17 protein-coding genes are annotated in these 16584 nt (G+C 55.9%); all 17 read right to left on the minus strand.

Annotation, left to right across the window (positions count from 1 at the left end; all coding sequences use genetic code 11):
• Positions 1-11: 11 nt before the first annotated feature.
• The gene (gene rfbB, locus GCD22_RS02620) at positions 12-1148 is read right to left on the minus strand and encodes a dTDP-glucose 4,6-dehydratase (protein ID WP_031572551.1); all 1137 of its coding nucleotides are present in this window, start codon (positions 1146-1148) and stop codon (positions 12-14) included.
• A 13-nt stretch (positions 1149-1161) separates the two neighbouring features.
• Positions 1162-2052, minus strand: coding sequence for a dTDP-4-dehydrorhamnose reductase (gene rfbD / locus GCD22_RS02625; RefSeq protein WP_031572549.1), 891 nt, complete (start codon positions 2050-2052; stop codon positions 1162-1164).
• 42 nt (positions 2053-2094) lie between these two features.
• Entirely contained in the window at positions 2095-2601 is a 507-nt protein-coding gene (locus GCD22_RS02630) for a hypothetical protein (RefSeq protein WP_010641579.1), read from the minus strand.
• A complete protein-coding gene (locus GCD22_RS02635) occupies positions 2601-2939 on the minus strand; it encodes a DUF3579 domain-containing protein (protein ID WP_010641580.1) in 339 nt (112 codons plus the stop codon). Before GCD22_RS02635 ends, GCD22_RS02630 begins: the two co-directional genes overlap by 1 nt.
• A gap of 63 nt (positions 2940-3002) precedes the next feature.
• Positions 3003-3551: a dTDP-4-dehydrorhamnose 3,5-epimerase gene (gene rfbC, locus GCD22_RS02640; RefSeq protein WP_031572536.1), complete on the minus strand. Its 549-nt coding sequence runs from the start codon at positions 3549-3551 to the stop codon at positions 3003-3005.
• Complete coding sequence (gene rfbA / locus GCD22_RS02645) at positions 3548-4432, minus strand: glucose-1-phosphate thymidylyltransferase RfbA (RefSeq protein ID WP_010641583.1); 885 nt, start codon at positions 4430-4432, stop codon at positions 3548-3550. The genes rfbC and rfbA overlap by 4 nt, the downstream gene beginning before the upstream one ends.
• The gene (gene galU / locus GCD22_RS02650) at positions 4422-5333 is read right to left on the minus strand and encodes a UTP--glucose-1-phosphate uridylyltransferase GalU (RefSeq protein WP_010641585.1); all 912 of its coding nucleotides are present in this window, start codon (positions 5331-5333) and stop codon (positions 4422-4424) included. Before galU ends, rfbA begins: the two co-directional genes overlap by 11 nt.
• Before the next feature lie 125 nt (positions 5334-5458).
• Complete coding sequence (locus tag GCD22_RS02655; protein ID WP_031572532.1) at positions 5459-6148, minus strand: DUF502 domain-containing protein; 690 nt, start codon at positions 6146-6148, stop codon at positions 5459-5461.
• A gap of 63 nt (positions 6149-6211) precedes the next feature.
• Positions 6212-7621 (minus strand): sigma-54-dependent transcriptional regulator, encoded by a 1410-nt coding sequence (locus tag GCD22_RS02660; protein WP_226825859.1) that lies wholly within the window; start codon positions 7619-7621, stop codon positions 6212-6214.
• Positions 7602-8054, minus strand: a complete 453-nt coding sequence (locus tag GCD22_RS02665; RefSeq protein WP_140390910.1) for a hypothetical protein — start codon at positions 8052-8054, stop codon at positions 7602-7604. Before GCD22_RS02665 ends, GCD22_RS02660 begins: the two co-directional genes overlap by 20 nt.
• Before the next feature lie 71 nt (positions 8055-8125).
• Complete coding sequence (locus GCD22_RS02670; RefSeq protein ID WP_031572529.1) at positions 8126-9631, minus strand: sensor histidine kinase; 1506 nt, start codon at positions 9629-9631, stop codon at positions 8126-8128.
• A gap of 292 nt (positions 9632-9923) precedes the next feature.
• The gene (gene recN, locus GCD22_RS02675; protein ID WP_031572527.1) at positions 9924-11603 is read right to left on the minus strand and encodes a DNA repair protein RecN; all 1680 of its coding nucleotides are present in this window, start codon (positions 11601-11603) and stop codon (positions 9924-9926) included.
• On the minus strand, positions 11604-12491 hold the full coding sequence (locus tag GCD22_RS02680; protein WP_031572525.1) for an NAD(+)/NADH kinase: 888 nt from the start codon (positions 12489-12491) through the stop codon (positions 11604-11606).
• Between the two features lie 79 nt (positions 12492-12570).
• A complete protein-coding gene (locus tag GCD22_RS02685) occupies positions 12571-13335 on the minus strand; it encodes a type III pantothenate kinase (RefSeq protein ID WP_176211930.1) in 765 nt (254 codons plus the stop codon).
• A complete protein-coding gene (locus GCD22_RS02690; RefSeq protein ID WP_081576807.1) occupies positions 13290-14237 on the minus strand; it encodes a biotin--[acetyl-CoA-carboxylase] ligase in 948 nt (315 codons plus the stop codon). The genes GCD22_RS02685 and GCD22_RS02690 overlap by 46 nt, the downstream gene beginning before the upstream one ends.
• Positions 14206-15465, minus strand: coding sequence for a glutamate-5-semialdehyde dehydrogenase (locus tag GCD22_RS02695; protein WP_226856036.1), 1260 nt, complete (start codon positions 15463-15465; stop codon positions 14206-14208). The genes GCD22_RS02690 and GCD22_RS02695 overlap by 32 nt, the downstream gene beginning before the upstream one ends.
• A 122-nt stretch (positions 15466-15587) precedes the next feature.
• On the minus strand, positions 15588-16583 hold the full coding sequence (holA, locus tag GCD22_RS02700; RefSeq protein WP_031572519.1) for a DNA polymerase III subunit delta: 996 nt from the start codon (positions 16581-16583) through the stop codon (positions 15588-15590).
• Position 16584: the final 1 nt, after the last annotated feature.

A 16584-nucleotide genomic window follows, 5' to 3' on the forward strand; every position in this document is an offset into this window, starting at 1 on the left:
ATAAGCCGGACTTATTCGGCTCCGTATTGGGTGTCCAGCCAGTGACGATAACTGCCATCCATGACCTGTTGCCACCATTGCGGATGCTCCAGGTACCAGAGGATGGTGCGCTGAATGCCGGTGGGAAAATCCACCGCAGGTGCAAAAGCCAATTCCCGGGTGATTTTTTCCGCATCAATGGCATAGCGGCGATCATGACCGGGGCGGTCACGAACATACTGAATCAGCTCTTCGCTGCGGTGTCCCAGTGCCGGGGCGGCCTGGGGGTATTGTTCGGCCCAGCGGGGATTACCGGCGAATAATGCGTCCATCTTCCGGCAGACCAGTTGCACAATGTCGATATTGGCCCATTCGTTACATCCACCAATATTGTAGCTTTCGCCTTCCCGGCCCTCATCAAGAATAGCGGCGATCCCCCGGCAGTGATCTTCTACATAGAGCCAGTCGCGAATCTGCTGACCATCGCCGTAAATGGGCAGGGCTTTATTGTGAAGAATATTGACGATGATCAGCGGGATAAGTTTTTCGGGAAAATGATAAGGCCCGTAATTGTTGGAGCAGTTGCTGGTCGTCGTGCTTAATCCGTAGGTATGCTGATAGGCACGGACCAGATGGTCGGAGCCCGCCTTGCTGGCGGCATAGGGAGAATTGGGCGCATAAGGGGTGTCTTCGCGAAAGGCAGGGTCTTGGGGTCCGAGGGTGCCGTAGACTTCATCGGTGGAAATATGATGAAAACGATGGGGAACAGGGCCTTCAGGACCATCCAGCCAGAGCGATTTCGCCACTTTGAGGAGCGTATGGGTGCCGACGATATTGGTCTGGATAAAAGCATCAGGATCATGAATGGAGCGATCGACGTGGCTTTCCGCAGCAAAGTGCACAATGACATTGATGTCATGGGCACGCAGGCTACTTTCAAGCAATGCCGCATCATTGATGTCACCCTGAACAAAATGAAAATCGGGATGCGTTTCCAGTCCGTCGAGATTATGGCGGTTACCGGCGTAGCTGAGGACATCATAAGCGACCAGAATCCCATGAGGATGATTCTTCAGCCAGTAGTGACAGAAATTGCTGCCAATAAAACCGGCGGCACCGGTGACCAGCAGGCGTTTTTCAGCGGGCGATGCAGAAGAGGTTGCGGTCATGGGGTTTCCTTGTCTAATCAGAATCGTTATCGGTGAGCATTTGCCGCAGTGCCTGACGCCAATGTGGAGCCGCACCTAACGTCGCATAGCTGATACTTTTATCCAGTACCGCGCAGGCGGGGCGTCGGGCCGGGGTTGGGTAGGCGCTGGCGGGAATCATACCGATGGGGATGCTACGCTGGAGCAGACCCAAAGCCAGGGCTTCTTCCTGAATTGCGACCGCAAAATCGTACCAGGAGGCCACTCCGGCATCCGTCCAATGCTGAATGCCTTTGAATTCCGGTTGCGCGCAGGCCCTCCAGATGGCCGCCGCCAAACCTGCCGCCCAGGTAGGGCTGCCAATCTGGTCACCAACCACCCCCAGAGAGTCCCGCTCTGACATCAGCCGCAACATGGTTTTGACAAAATTTTTACCGTGGGTGCTGTACACCCAGGCGGTCCGTAAAATGAGCGCATTGCTCCCCAGAATACGGACAATCTCTATCTCGCCGGCAGCTTTGCTGGCACCGTATACGCCGAGCGGATGACGGATACTGTCCGGCTGATAAGGGGTCGCCTGACTCCCATCAAATACAAAATCCGTGGAAATATGGATGAGCCGGACAGAATGTTTACGGGCAGCCTCTGCACAATGAACGGCACCATCCCGATTGATGGCATAGGCTGTTTCCGATTCCGACTCAGCAAGATCAACGGCAGTATAAGCGGCGGCGTTGATGATGAGGTCGGGCTGAAAATTCTCGGCAGCCTGCTCCACCTGTTCCTGAATGGCAATATCTGCCTGGGTGCGAGACAAGGCGCATAGTTCGACGGCCTCAGGACGGTGACGTTGGAGTTCCCAGCCTAACTGTCCATTGGCACCAAACAACAGGACGCGTTTGATTCCGGATCCGGCGGTGGTCATGCCTGGCTCCTGGTAGCGTTCATGGGATTTTCCTCGGGATATTTAGTCAGAACGGCCGGTTGGGGCATAAAGAAATTCATAGAAGTTGTCCATGGCAATACCCTGGGTATCATAGCCGGTCACTGTTACCTGATCATTTTGAGTGCCCACCGCCACCATGCAGGCATGCTCTTCAGGAAGGGCGGAAGCCTTTACAAATGAAGGGCCTAATTGTCCGCAGGAATTATGCGGATATTCCTGATTCAGGCTGACGATAAGCTGATCAGCTATCTGCTGTGCTTGCTGTGGAGACCTGGCCGCAAAAGCCCGTTCATTCCGCCAGGCATCGGCAATGACTTTGCGTTCTGTGGGCGTGCTGGCTGATGCCATGGCTTCATGATGCATCTGGTCCAGGGTTTCCAGCGCCACATACAAATCGGTGCGCGCACCACTCTGCTGATCAATGACATGAACACTGAGAATAATGGTCAGTATGCCATAAATGACGATGACCGCACCGAGCACCCAGGCAAAACGCAGTCGACTGGATTTACTAGGATGACCTGCCATCAGGAAGGCCGCCGTTGCGCGGGGCGGGCCCGGCGATGTGTGCTTTTCTGACTGTTTTGGCGGTCAGCTATGTGCCCCTCTTCACGGCGAATCTGCAAACGATTTTCGGCGGCAAAACGCATGATTTCCGCAAAGGCCTCGGGGCGTAATTGTTCCAGACTTTCATCCATGATGATGGCCGCGTTGCCATTTATGTTGGCGGGCTCAATCAATGGTAAGTAATGAATTTTATGGTCGGCACCGAAATGGGCGAGTCCCACCCCTTCTATGAGCATCTCAGCCCAGGCTGAGGGACGAAATTTGCCCCCGCTTTCGGTTACGCCATCAATGATGATCATGGATACCGCTGCTCCTCAGGAAAGGGGGCGATAATAACGCTCTTCGCATGGAGAATGAAGGGTTCACGAATAGGTTTCTGCTTTTGCAAAAGAGCATCCGGCTGCATCCTTGCTGGCCAGCTGGGGGTTCGAATCCGTGAGGAGGGGCCAGTCTATGCCGATATCCGGATCATTCCAGACTATGCAACGCTCGGCTTCCGGGGCGTAAAATTCGGTTGTTTTATAGAGGAAGTCAGCGGAATTACTTAATACATAAAAGCCATGCGCAAAGCCGGGTGGTACCCAGAGCATCTGCTGATTTTCTTCGGAGAGTGTGGCCCCGACCCATTGACCGAAGGTGGAAGAAGAGCGGCGCAAATCTACGGCCACATCAAAAACAGCACCTGAAACAACGCGTACCAGCTTTCCCTGGGGCTGATGAATCTGATAATGCAGGCCACGCAGCACGCCCTGTTGAGAACGGCTGTGGTTATCCTGCACAAAGGTGAGATTCAGGCCGGCATCGGCAAACTGCCGCTGGTTCCAGCTTTCCATGAAAAATCCCCGGGTGTCGCCAAATACTTTGGGGGTAATGAGCAGCACTTCGGGGATACGTAATTTTTCAATGATCAAAACGGAGACCCTTCTTCAAGGATGCGCAGGAGATATTCTCCATAACCACTTTTTTTCAGCGGGGCGGCAAGTTCTGTAAGTGTGTCTGCATCAATATAACCCATGCGGTAGGCTATTTCTTCGGGACACGCAACTTTCAGGCCCTGACGTTCTTCCAGAGTGCGGATGAATTGTCCGGCGCTGAGCAGGTCAGCGTGCGTGCCAGTATCCAGCCAGGCCGTGCCGCGTCCCAGCACTTCCACATGCAGGCGTTTTTGTTCGAGGTATAAACGATTCAGATCAGTAATTTCCAGCTCTCCCCGTGGTGAAGGACGGATTTCCCGGGCCAGACGACTCCCGTCTGCATCATAAAAATACAGGCCGGTGACCGCAAAAGAAGAGCGGGGTTTGACAGGTTTTTCTTCCAGTCCAATGGCAATACCCTGACGGTCAAACTCCACCACGCCATAAGCCTTGGGATTGGCAACGTGGTAGGCAAAAATCGTTGCCCCGTTATCGGCCCGGTTGGTTTGCTGCAGGGATTCACTGAGATCGTGTCCATAAAAAACATTGTCGCCAAGCACCAGTGCTGAAGGGCTCCCCGCCAGAAAGTTTTCGGCAATCAGTAAGGCTTGCGCAAGGCCGTCAGGATGCGCCTGTTCGGCATAGCAAAAATCCATCCCCCACTGCCGACCATCACCCAGAAGCTGCTGGAAACGTGGAAGATCGTTGGGTGTGGAAATAATCTGGATTTCGCGGATTCCCGCCAACATCAGGGTGGCGAGCGGATAATAAATCAGGGGCTTGTCATAAACCGGCATCAGCTGCTTGCTGACTGCCTGGGTCAGCGGATACAGACGGGTACCCGAACCCCCGGCGAGGAGAATACCCTTACGCTTCATGAGCAGCCTCAGAATTTTCTGCCTTACCCTGGCTCTGGCAGAGGCTATTCATATACTCGGTAAAATCGGCGCCCACTTCGGGATGTAATTTGCCGAAGGCAATGGTGGCCTTGAGATAGCCCAGTTTGTCACCACAATCAAAGCGCTGACCGGCAAAACGATAGGCCAGCACCTGACGTTCGCTGAGCAGATGGGCGATGGCATCCGTCAACTGGATTTCGCCTCCTGCGCCACTCTGGGTGTTTTCCAGAAAATGAAAGAGACGGGCGGGCAGTATATACCGACCAACCACCCCCAGATTAGAAGGCGCTTTTTCGGGCTGGGGTTTTTCGACAATGCCGCTGACCTGAAAAATACGTTCGTCCCACGGGCGGGCGTCTACCACTCCATAACGGGTAGAGTGTTCACGGGGGATTTCTTCGACGCCAAGAATGCCGGCCTGATAGCGATGGTGCTGTTCGACCATTTGCGCCAATACAGGTGGTTCACCGAGCATCAGATCATCGGCCAGCAGCACGGCAAACGGTTCATCACCGATAACCGGCTTGGCCATCAGTACGGCGTGGCCCAGCCCCAGAGGGTAAGGCTGACGCAGAAAAATGGTACTCACATGACTGGGTAAAATACTTTGCACCTGTTCCAGCAAGGCTTTTTTGCCACGCTTTTCCAGTTCGTTTTCCAGTTCGTAGGAAACGTCAAAGTGATCTTCAATGGCCCGTTTCCCCCGGCCACTGATGAAAATCAACTGATCGCAGCCTGCCGCAATGGCTTCTTCTACGGCGTACTGGATCAGAGGTTTGTCCACTACCGGCATCATTTCCTTGGCGCTGGCTTTGGTGGCCGGTAAAAATCGGGTACCCAGGCCCGCCACGGGGAAAACTGCTTTACGCACTTCAGCCATACATGTTCTCCTTTGGTATGCGGCGAGTATAACGAACACAGCCCGCCTCCCGCAAAGTGTTTGACTTCATGAACAGCTCGGGTCAAATTCGCTGCAAATCGCCCGGACCAATGGCCGTTTTAGCTTCATGAAGAAGAATCGGCGTCGGATTCAGAAGCTTCGTGCGGGATACCGGGTTCCGATTTTTCCCGAATTATTTTTCCACCACCGACGCCACCGGCCATGGCAAAACGTAAAGCCTGCTGGGGTGTCATGTCCGGAAGCGGGATGATTTTTTCTCTGGGAATCAGGCAGGTGAAGCCGCCGACGCCATAACTCATGGGAATAAAAACGGCCACACAGTCTTCGGGGAGGTGCGGTAGTTCGTGCAGGGTGTCACGGGTGACCAGCCCGATGATGTAGCCCATATCTCCCCCCTGCCGAACCAGAACGGCGCTGCGAAAGCCCCGGTCTGCACCACCAAACAGTAATCCCACCGTTTCCTGAATGGTGCTGTAAAGGCTATGCAGAACCGGGATTCGCGCCAGTGCCTTGTTCATCCAGTCAAAAATCCATGCGGTCAGGACATGGGAAGCCAGAAAACCAACGCCCAGAATGGTCAGCAAGGTCAGGACCAGTCCCAGACCGGGGATGTCTATTCCGAAAATGGCCTTGATCGGCGCTTCAAACAAGTTGTTGAGCCAGCCGCCAATCCATAACACCACATAAATGGTCAGGCCGATGGGAAGAGAGATGAGCAGGCCCTGGGCGAACCAGCGGCGCAAATGCAGATGCTGAAAACGTGAAGGCGGTTGAACGGGTACTGGCAGTGTCATTGGGACCCCGTTTTAGCAAAGACCGCACCAGCATAACAAAAAATGCCAGAAAGTAGTGGATGTTTACGGAGTCTCATCGCGATCCTCCTGATTTTTGAATAGTTGCGGGGCCAGGCCATGTTTGCGCATGAGCTTGTAAAGATCCGTACGATGGCGGCCAGCAATGCGAGCAGCCCGGGAAATATTGCCGTCGGTGGCACGCAGCAGATTTTCAAGATACACCCTTTCAAAGGCCGTTTTGGCATCCTGCAAAGGCGGGAAGGCGCTGGATCCACCCTGACGGCCGGCATCGGGAATGGCCTCTCCCGAGACCCAACCTTTTTCGGTGACGGCGGCGGCAAAGGTGATGGCGTTTTCCAGCTCTCGAACATTTCCGGGCCAGGGTCGCTGCATCAGCTTGTCCATGGCTTCGGGGCTGAACCCTGGAATATTGCGTTCCAGGCGCTGGCTTTCCCGATCCAGAAAATATTGGGCAAGGAGCAGGATGTCTTCGGGACGCTCGCTGAGGCTGGGAACCCGTAGGGGAATGACGTGCAGGCGATAATATAGATCTTCCCGAAAGGCGCCGCTGGTAGTCAGCGCATGAATATCCTGATGGGTGGCGCTGATAACGCGTAAATCCACAGATATTTCTGTTTTTGCTCCAACTGGACGTAAGGTCCCTTCCTGCAATACCCGCAGCAGTTTGACCTGCAAAGCCAAGGGGAGGTCTCCGATTTCGTCCAGGAACAAAGTACCGTGGTCGGCGCTGCGAATGAGCCCGATATGGTCCTGAGTGGCTCCGGTAAAAGCCCCCTTAACGTGGCCAAACAGTTCACTTTCGGCCAGTTCGGAGGGAATGGCGCCACAGTTGACGGCCACAAAAGGCTGGTCATTCCGGGCGCTGGCTTCGTGGATAGCTCTGGCGACACGTTCCTTGCCCGACCCACTTTCTCCAGAAAGAAAAACACTGGCCTGGGAAGTGGCTATGCGGGTAATTTCATTGACCAGACTGGCCATGACCGGACTGCGGTGGAGGATGCTTTGCCCGGCCTGAGCGCGTAGGTCAGCCCTTAACTTGCTGAGTTCACGGCCAGCAAGGCGTTGTGCCAGGGCCGCCGTGCATAATGTCTGTAACTCGTCATTACTGAACGGTTTGCTGAGATAACCAAAAGCCTGGGCACGCATGGCTTCTACCGCGTTAGGAATGGTGCCATGGGCGGTTAGCAAAATAACCGGCAAATCGGGATCACGAGCCTGAGCGGCTTCAAGAACCGCCATCCCGTCCATGATGGGCATGCGTAAATCGGTGATCAACAAATCCACACTTTCCTGGTCCAGTAGTTCCAGCCCTTGCTGCGGATTGTTGCTACTCAGTACCCGATAATCTTCACTTTCCAGCCACAAACCCAGCAGCCTTAAAAAATCCGGATCATCATCAATAATGAGAATAGTGGGCATGGTTTTACGCATCTCAGGGTAAGGGCGCGCCATGCGCTTCCAGGGTTTTTTCTGCATGCTGGTGGAGCAGGGATTCCAGACGTTGAAGCCGTGCTTGTGCGGCATCTGCAGCATTTTGTGCAGCGATAGTCTGAGCTTTAATTTGCTGAATGCGGACTTTGTCTCGTTTAAGAAGAGTAATATTTTCCAGCAGGGCATTGACGCTGCGCCGCAAGGGGAGGGTCTGGCTGGCCAGATCCTGGTTCTGTGCCGCCATGCTGAGCTCCCGGGCGGCGTTATCCAGAGCAGTTTTATTGAGAGGGCCACTGCTGAGATAGCTGTTTGCCAGCGCAAGATGAATATTGGCACAACTGGCGGAGGTAGCGGGACCGCAATCATGCAATGCCTTGAGCAGCTCTGGTCGGGGCGTTTCCGAGAGCGGCAGCGGCGCGGCCTGGGGCTGAGCAGGTGCTTCCGGATGAATCATTGCACAGGCACCCAGAAACAATAGGATACTGAAGACGCCGAGTGAGCGGATCGCAAGCAATAATCGGTACATCAATGAGCTGCCTTCTGAGGAAAAGAGGGTAGCCAGATTTCTGCGCTGAGCCCTCCTTGTGGACGGTTTTGAATGCGTATCCAGCCGTCTTGAGCGGCTACCAGTTCGCGGGTGATGGCCAATCCCAATCCGGTACCCCGGGGTAAGCTGTTACTGACCGGAACCTGATAAAAACGTTCAAATACCCGTTCCAGCAAGGCTTCAGGAATACCCGGGCCTTCATCTTCTATCCGAAACAGAACGCCCTGTTGTTCGGCAATGGCCTGCACGCGGATTTGTCCGCCGGCTGAGCTGTATTTGTTGGCGTTGCTGACCAGATTGCTGAGAATTTGCCGCAAGCGTTGTGGGTCGGCGTACACTTCCAGCGGTGCATGGCTCTCACAAATCAGGGTTTGCTGCTTTTTTTCAGTCAATGGCTGCATGCGTTTTTGTAGATCCTCGAGAATCTCGGATACTTTGACAGTTTGGGGTGAAAAATCGAGGGATTGCGCCTGTAAGGCATGCATGTCGAGCATTTCCTGAATGGCCGCATATAATTCCTTGACCTGACGGACGACAATTTCGAGGACTTCGCGTTGCCGTGGCAGAAGCGGGCCGATGCGCTCGCTGAGCAGTAATTCACTGCCGGAACGGGCTGAGGCCAGAGGGGTTTTCAGTTCGTGAGAGACCTGGCTGAGAAATTGGTGGCGCAGGCGCTCTTCTTCCCGCAGGCGGGCCTGCATGCTGTCGATACTGCGGGCCAGATCGCGCAATTCCTGGGGTCCATCACTGGCAACATGGGCGACTTTACCCGCCCCGATGTCCTCCAGGGCCAGACGGAAGTCCTTTAATGGCCGGGTCAAGGCCGTGGCAACCCGCCAGGGTATCAACAGGCTGAGCAACGCCGTGATGACTACCAGTGCATAAAGCAGTTGCACGGCCTGAGAACGCGCTGCCGCTGCCGCCTCTCCCTGGCTAAGCAGCAAGGACTGCATGGCCTGATGAACGTCATGAAAACGTGCTTCCACAGCCGTCCGGCCGGCTTTGCCGTCGAGCACAGCCGCTTGCCCTGACCCTGGTGTATTTGCAGACTGCAAATAATTGTTCAGACTCACTTGTAGTTGCTGGAGTGCGCTGGCAAGTTGGGGGTAGGCTGTCGCGCCAGTCTGCAGTGTCTGTAAAGACGTTTGTTCGTGATGAATCAGGTGGGCAAAAGTGGCTTCATAACCAGAGTGGGGCAGGACCTGCGCCAGATCCTGATAAAATTCGGCCTGACGTTGTTGTCCATGAATTTCCAGTAATTGCTTTTGCAGCGGCAAGCCAATTTCAATCAGCGTATTGCTGCTGTCGCCCAGGGTATGAATCGCCTGAATGGCCGCAAACACGACCCCCGCGACCAGAAACAGGATGATAATGGCAAAAAACAGGACGCGTCGGGGAATCGAAATAGCGCCATGATGATCTTTAGCCGGAGAGTCCATGATCTTTTGTCCGGTGTTCTGTTCTTCCATAAAGTCCGCAGCCATCCACTCCTCCATGCCGGTTGCCCTGAACATGGGCAGCGCATTGCCGGAAACCAGTGTATGCGACTGAGGGCCAGCGGCCTAGTGTAAATTATCCTAAAAACGGCAGTTGCCGGGAGTGCTTTTTGCTCCGTTGTTCCTCGCCTGTTGTTCTAGGGCTCATCCTGCTGTCAGGAGAGAACTCGCCCTGCGGGCTCAAACAGCTCTCCTGACGGGCGCAGGATTTCGCCAAGAACAACAACGGCTCGAAACAAAAGTCGCGGCAAAGCACCCCCGGCAACTGCCGTTTTTAGGGTTATGCGTCCACATTGGCCAGAAGCGTGGCCGCTGCTTCGAATACGGCTGAGTTGAGATCAATGCCGCCGAGCATGCGGGCAATTTCCTGCTGACGTTGTTCCGCTTGCAGGGGGGTTATGGCGCTGAGGGTTTGACCATCCTGCACCTGTTTTTCAATGTGCAGGTGGTGGTGGCCCTGTGCCGCCACCTGGGCAAGATGGGTAACACAAAGTACCTGCTGTTGCGCGCCAAGGCGGCGAAGCAGGCGTCCTACCCGTTCGGCAACGGCGCCACCAATGCCCACATCCACTTCGTCAAAAATCAGGGTGTCAATGCGCTCGGGTGCAGCCAGAATGACCTGCAAGGCCAGGCTGATACGCGAGAGTTCTCCGCCGGAAGCCACCTTGGCCAGGGCCTGTGCCGGATGGCCGGGGTTGGCGGTAATCCAGATTTCTGTCTGATCCCAGCCGGAGTCACGCCAGAATTTTTCTTCTTCCGGATGGCTGGATAAACGCAATTCCACCTGAGCATGGGGCATGCCCAGCTGACGGATTTGTTCGGCAACCGCGTCCGCCAGGGCTTGCTGACGGGCTCGCCGGGCCGTCGTGAGAGCATGGCTGTGCTCAATATATGTCGTTTTGGCTTTGAGTAAAGCCTGCTCAGCGGCGAGCAGCGTGCTTTCCAGGTTTTCTGTTCCCTGCAGTTCCTGACGCAGGGTATCGCGTTTGGCGATTAAGCCCGGTAAGTCACAATGATATTTGCGTTGAAGATCCTGCAACTGTTGCAAGCGTCGGGCAATTTCTTCCAGACGTTCGGGGTCGGCTTCCAGATCAGCCAGATAGCTATGCACATTGGAAATGCTTTCTTCGACCTGGATGAGCGCGGCATTGAGCAAGGCCTCATTTTCCTGCAGGCGGGCATCATGCTGGGAAGCCACGCCGAGATGACGCTGGGCTTCGGCCAGGGCCCGATTGGCTGGATGCGCTTCCCCTTCCAGGGCTTCCAGTGCCGCCTGGAGGTGTTCACGCAATTTCTCGACCGCCCCGAGACGCTGTTCTTCGCTGCGCAGGCTTTCCCATTCTTCTTCCTGCAACTGTGCGGCTTCCAGCTCCTGCAGCTGAAAGCGTTGCCAATCGGCCTGCTCATTCTGACGGGTTTGCTCCGTACGTAATTGCTGGCAGCGCAGCGTCTGTTCCCGCCACAGCCGATGCGCTTCAGCCACCTGATCCAGCCTGGTTTCCAACCCGGCAAAACGGTCCAGCAGGGCCAGTTGGCGATCGGCGTGGAGCAACTTCTGATGTTCATGTTGTCCCAGCAGCTCAATCAGAAACTCACCAAACTCCCGCAGCTGGGTAAGGGTGACGTTGCAGCCATTAATAAAAGCCCGGCTACGGCCATTGCGTTGGAGGACCCGGCGCAGTACGCACACCGGTTCATCTGCATTCATATCCTGATCGCGCAACCATTGGCGAGCGGCATGTTTGGAGGCAAGGGCATATTCAGCACTGATTTCGGCCTGCTCGGCACCATGGCGGATACTGTCTGCATGACCCTTGTCTCCGAGGAGCAGGGCGATGGCATCCACCAGAATGGATTTACCCGCCCCGGTTTCTCCGGTGAGTACGGTCAAACCCGCATCAAAATCAATACTGACGCTGTCAATCAGGGCAAAATTGCGAACCTGCAGGCTGAGCAGCATTTAATCTTCTCCCGGTGATTCGGCCCAATGCAGTTTTTCCCGCAGTATCTGAAAGAAGTTTTTCTCTTCTGGATGAATAAAACGTGCCGAGCAGGGGGCACGGCGGATGTGAATTTCATCGCCGACGGCCAGAGGAACGCTGCTGTGACTATCCAGGCTGAGGGCCGCAGGCTGACGACTGGCGGTCAGGCGGGCACGGATGGCCACGGTATCGGCGACGACCAGGGGCCGGGCGGTGAGGGTGTGCGGGCAGATTGGTACCAGCAGCAGGGCAGCGAGGCTGGGGGACAAAATGGGACCGCCCGCTGACAAGGCGTAGGCGGTCGAGCCCGTTGGAGTGGCAATGATGACGCCATCAGCGCGCTGGGTATAAACAAAGCGGCCATCCATATGGACGCTCAGTTCAATCATGCTCTCACCGCCGCCTTTATGAATAAATACTTCGTTGATGGCCAGGCCGCTGTGTATTTGTTGATTGTCGCGCCACAATTCAGCATGCAGGACCCGGCGTTGATCCTGCTGATAATGACCCTGCAAAATGGGCGGCAGGGCGCCTTCTATCTGGTCAATGGAAAGATCAGCCAGGAAGCCTAGCCGCCCCTGATTGATGCCGAGAATGGCTATGCCACTGCTGGCCGTATTTCGGGCCGTGCCTAACAGGGTGCCGTCGCCGCCAATGGCAATAACCAGATCCGTTTCCGCGCGGGCTTCGCTGAAAGCCATCAGCTTCAGGCCGAGGGTATCATTGATCTCGCCAGAACATTGGGTTTCGATAAAAACTTCCCGCCCCTGGGATTGAATGAAATCACGCAACAGGCGTAATCCCGGAAGTACCGAAGGATCACGGTATTTGCTGACGAGCAGGACGCGCTGGAAGGGCTTGGTCATGGGAGTAGCCTACATGGGGGCGCTACAAACGCCAAGAGGAAAATAGCGGTTTTCAGGGTGGGGGAGTTCAGGGCGATAATTACGCCTGCAGCCATCCATAAAAACCGCGTAGCAGAAGATCGGGAACATGCTGGCTGTTGGGGATTTGCGCCTGCCAGAGCGCCGCATCACCACCGGTCAGTAGCACCTGGGCGTCGGGATACATCTGCTGAAAATGGGTGATGGCACCCTGCAAGGCGTCGGCAAATAAATGGAACACGCCGGACTGGATGGCTGCACCCGTACTGTTACCAAGAGCTGCGGCGGGTACGGGCAAATCCATATCGGGGAGAAGTGCCGTGCCGAGAAACAGGGCATGAAAGCTCATGGTGATTCCCGGAAGGATTCTGCCGCCCTGGAAGCGGCCATCGGCAAACAGGTCAATGGTAATGGCCGTACCCATGTCAATGATGATGCTGCTTTGGGCGGGGTAATCCTGAGCTGCAGCGAGCAGGCAGCAGCGTCGATCAAACCCCAGCGCTTCGCCGGGGATATAGGCGTTGGCGACGCGCTGGTTGAACACCGCCAGATCAGGTTCGTGAAGACGTGCTTCGGGTAATAATTCCCGCCAGGTTTGCAACGCCTCCGGCACGACCCCTCCCAGCGCAAAAGTCTCTTCCTCTGCATGAGGGCGTAGCTGTTCCCATTGCTGTAAAATATGCGCAGGATGCAGGGCGGTTGCGGCGCTGATGCTCTGAAAATGCAGGCCATCATTGCTCTGCGCCAGCAGGGTTCGGGTATTGCCCACGGCGATGAATATCATGATGCCAATGGCCGCAGGCTGACGTCGCCGGCACTCAACCATACCGGGGCTTTGTCCGGCTCCTGTACCTGCAGGCGACCATCCCCCCCGATGCCCAGTACTTCTGCCGGATAATGTCCCCGCGCATCGCTGATCTGCACAATCTGGCGCATCATGGGCGCTGCCGCTTCATTCCAGAACGGCAGAAAGGGTTCCAGGCCGTCGCGATCAAAGCGGACGAAATCCTCCTGCCAGCGGCGAATGATTTGTCCGGCAAGATGGCTGCGGGACAGGTTGAGCTGCTGTTGCGCCAAACTCGTGGCAGTGTCCGGCAGGCTAGGATCGTCGTGCACATTCAGCCCCAGGCCAAGTACCAGGCGGTTTTGCCCGGAGGGCAGGCGGCGCGCTTCCAGCAGCAGTCCCCCCAGTTTTTGCCCGCCAATCCAAATGTCATTGGGCCATTTGATCCACAATCCGCTGATACTTTTTTGCAGCACCTGAAAAACCCCCAGACCAGCCACCAGGGTCAGGGCAGGGTTAATGCTGGCCGCTTGCGTCCAGCCATAACTCATGGCCAGATGCCGACCAAAGGGTGAAGACCAGTGACGCGCCCGCCGCCCCCGCCCGGCCCACTGACTTTCTGCCAGACAAATACCGGGATTGGCATCGCTGTCCAGCATTGCGCTGTTGGTCGAAGCACAGGCTGGCAGTATCCGGATTTGTGCTTCCGGAATGTTGGCAACAGCGGCAATTTCCGGGCGGGAAAGGGGCGCGTGAGGATACTCCAGCTGCAGTCCCTCGGCAGTCTGGCGCAGGGGAATCCCCCAATGCTCTGCTTCCTGAAGCAGGGCCGTGGGCACCACCCCTGCATCGTTAACGCACTCGACATCAGCCAGAACTTCCAGCAGTTTTTGCAGTGCCGCTGTGGGGGCTTCAGGAGCGGATATGGCCGTCTCCCAATACAATCCATTTTTGCAAAGTCAGCCCTTCCAGACCAACCGGACCACGGACGTGCAGACGATTGGTGGAAATGCCAATTTCCGCCCCCAGACCATATTCGAATCCATCTGCGAAGCGGGTGGAGGCATTGACCATCAATGAGCTCGCGTCGACTTCACGCAAAAAGCGGCGGGCGTGGGTATAATTTTCAGTGAGAATGGATTCGGTATGCTGGGACCCATAGCGATTGATGTGCGCAATAGCGGCGTCGAGATCGTCGACAATTTTGAGGGAAATGATGGGCCCCAGATACTCCGTGCCGTAATCTTCTTCCGTAGCTGCCACGGCACCTGCAAGGCGTGGCAGGCTCCGTTCGCAGGCCCGGACTTCGATGCCTTTTTCCTGCAGTGCCGTGACGATAGGAAGCAGCAGATCTTCCATGCGATCCTTGTGGATCAACAGGCTTTCGGCGGTGTTGCAGGTGCCTAGTCTTTGGGTTTTGGCGTTGACCACCACTTTCAGTGCTTTGCGGGCATCCGCATCGGCATCAACGTAAACATGGCAGTTGCCGTCCAGATGCATAATCACCGGCACTGTGGCATCAGCCTTGATGCGGGAAATCAGCCCTTTGCCGCCGCGCGGAATGACCACATCCACATGAGCATCCATGCTGATCAGCACCCCGACGGCTTCCCGGTCTGCCGTGTTAACGTATTGCACCAGATCCAGAGGTAATCCCGCCTTACCCAAAGCCGCCCGCAAGCGTTCGGCAATAGCCATGTTGCTGTTCAGGGATTCCGAGCCACCGCGCAAAATGACCGCATTGCCCGACTTGACGCAGAGACCGGCAGCATCAGCCGTGACGTTGGGACGTGACTCGTAAATCATGGCAATCACACCCAGCGGCGCCCGCATATGACCGACCTGGATGCCGCTGGGGCGATAACGCAAATCCGTGATTTCACCAACAGGATCGGGAAGTGCGGCAATTTCTTCGAGGCCCCGGGCCATCGCCTCAATGCGCGTCTCATCCAATCGCAAACGGTCAATAAAGGCGGCATCCTTGCCCGCCTCTTCGGCACTGCGCAGATCTTTGCGATTGGCACGCTGCAAATTATCGGCATCACGCCGTAAAAATTCTGCCATCAGGCGCAAGGCTTGGTCCTTGGCGGCACTATCGGCGCTTTGCAGACGCCGTTGGGCGCTGCGCGCCCGTTCGCCAATTTTTTCCATTTCCTGGTGCAAATCCATCATCAGTCTCCTCTTTCGTGTCAGTCTGGCTGACATGAGTTCAGCGAAGAACCTTCCGTGTCGGGCAATATGTGACCTGCCAATGGGGATTCATTCGCGCGGATATTAGGTCTATTGTGCCGTTCTCAGGCTGATCCGGCAATTCGCAGGCATAAATCGGTCAGGGCGGGCCAGACCGGAGTAGGGTCCTGACCCTTGATGCGGGCGTCAATTTCAAGGCATTCACGGATACCCGCCAGCAGGCTATGACCCGGCAAACGCCGCGCCGCCGCGCGGAACCAGTTCTGGCGGGGAGGGAATACCCGGTTCTGGCGAAAAACCTGATCAACGTCCACATGGGCAGCGCGTAATTCCGCCAGTATCCGCAAATCCTTGTGGAGTGCCCAGAGACAAAGGGCAGGTTCACCATCGCCACTGCGCAGACGGTCAATAATGCGCAGGATTTGCGTTGGTTCAGCGCGCAGCGTCGCATCCGCCAGGTCATAAATATTGAACTGACTGCTGTCGGCCAGTACGTTACGAATAGCGGCAACATCCACCGCCTGCCCCGGATAAATCTGCTGCAGCCGTAAAATGGCCTGATGACAGGCCCCAAGATTGCCCGCACTCAGATCCGCCAGCAACTGGATGGCCTCGTCATCTGCCGACATTTTTTGCAGTTTGAGGCGTTGTTCTATCCAGCGGATCCAGTCTGCGCCTTCGGGACGATACAACAACAGGGTCTGGCCGTGGCTTTCCAGGGCCTTGAACCATTGCGTTTTCTGGACGCTGGCATCGGGGCGTGGGCCGCTGAAGACGAGCAGGGCATCGGGGGGCGGCGAAGCCAGCCAGTACTGCAGGGCGCTGACGCCTTCCTTGGGCAGCTTGATGCTGTCCAGACGCAGGAGGAGCAGGCGTTGTTCAGCGAAAAGTGAGCCAGCATCCCGCTCATCCCGCAGCGCATCCCAAGGGGCGGAGGAATGATTCAGCCGTTGGCGTTGGGCAAAACCCTGTTCTGCAGCAACCTGGCAGAGTGCTTCTTCAGCTTCCTGCAAAAGCAGCGGTTCATCAGAGAACAAACCGTAGACGGACGCCAGCTTACCCTGCAGGTGTCCTGACCACTGTCCCGGCTTGAGTCGCATC

The sequence above is a fragment of the Acidithiobacillus thiooxidans ATCC 19377 genome (assembly GCF_009662475.1).
Lineage (GTDB): Bacteria > Pseudomonadota > Gammaproteobacteria > Acidithiobacillales > Acidithiobacillaceae > Acidithiobacillus > Acidithiobacillus thiooxidans.

Excerpts from the sequence above, each read along its gene's own strand:
- rfbB (WP_031572551.1), bottom strand. The coding sequence starts at position 1,148 with ATGACCGCAACCTCTTCTGCATCGCCCGCTGAAAAACGCCTGCTGGTC.
- rfbD (WP_031572549.1), bottom strand. The coding sequence starts at position 2,052 with ATGACCACCGCCGGATCCGGAATCAAACGCGTCCTGTTGTTTGGTGCC.
- GCD22_RS02630 (WP_010641579.1), bottom strand. The coding sequence starts at position 2,601 with ATGGCAGGTCATCCTAGTAAATCCAGTCGACTGCGTTTTGCCTGGGTG.
- GCD22_RS02635 (WP_010641580.1), bottom strand. The coding sequence starts at position 2,939 with ATGATCATCATTGATGGCGTAACCGAAAGCGGGGGCAAATTTCGTCCC.
- rfbA (WP_010641583.1), bottom strand. The coding sequence starts at position 4,432 with ATGAAGCGTAAGGGTATTCTCCTCGCCGGGGGTTCGGGTACCCGTCTG.
- galU (WP_010641585.1), bottom strand. The coding sequence starts at position 5,333 with ATGGCTGAAGTGCGTAAAGCAGTTTTCCCCGTGGCGGGCCTGGGTACC.
- GCD22_RS02655 (WP_031572532.1), bottom strand. The coding sequence starts at position 6,148 with ATGACACTGCCAGTACCCGTTCAACCGCCTTCACGTTTTCAGCATCTG.
- GCD22_RS02660 (WP_226825859.1), bottom strand. The coding sequence starts at position 7,621 with ATGGCGCGCCCTTACCCTGAGATGCGTAAAACCATGCCCACTATTCTC.
- GCD22_RS02665 (WP_140390910.1), bottom strand. The coding sequence starts at position 8,054 with ATGATTCATCCGGAAGCACCTGCTCAGCCCCAGGCCGCGCCGCTGCCG.
- GCD22_RS02670 (WP_031572529.1), bottom strand. The coding sequence starts at position 9,631 with ATGGCTGCGGACTTTATGGAAGAACAGAACACCGGACAAAAGATCATG.
- recN (WP_031572527.1), bottom strand. The coding sequence starts at position 11,603 with ATGCTGCTCAGCCTGCAGGTTCGCAATTTTGCCCTGATTGACAGCGTC.
- GCD22_RS02680 (WP_031572525.1), bottom strand. The coding sequence starts at position 12,491 with ATGACCAAGCCCTTCCAGCGCGTCCTGCTCGTCAGCAAATACCGTGAT.
- GCD22_RS02685 (WP_176211930.1), bottom strand. The coding sequence starts at position 13,335 with ATGGTTGAGTGCCGGCGACGTCAGCCTGCGGCCATTGGCATCATGATA.
- GCD22_RS02695 (WP_226856036.1), bottom strand. The coding sequence starts at position 15,465 with ATGATGGATTTGCACCAGGAAATGGAAAAAATTGGCGAACGGGCGCGC.
- holA (WP_031572519.1), bottom strand. The coding sequence starts at position 16,583 with ATGCGACTCAAGCCGGGACAGTGGTCAGGACACCTGCAGGGTAAGCTG.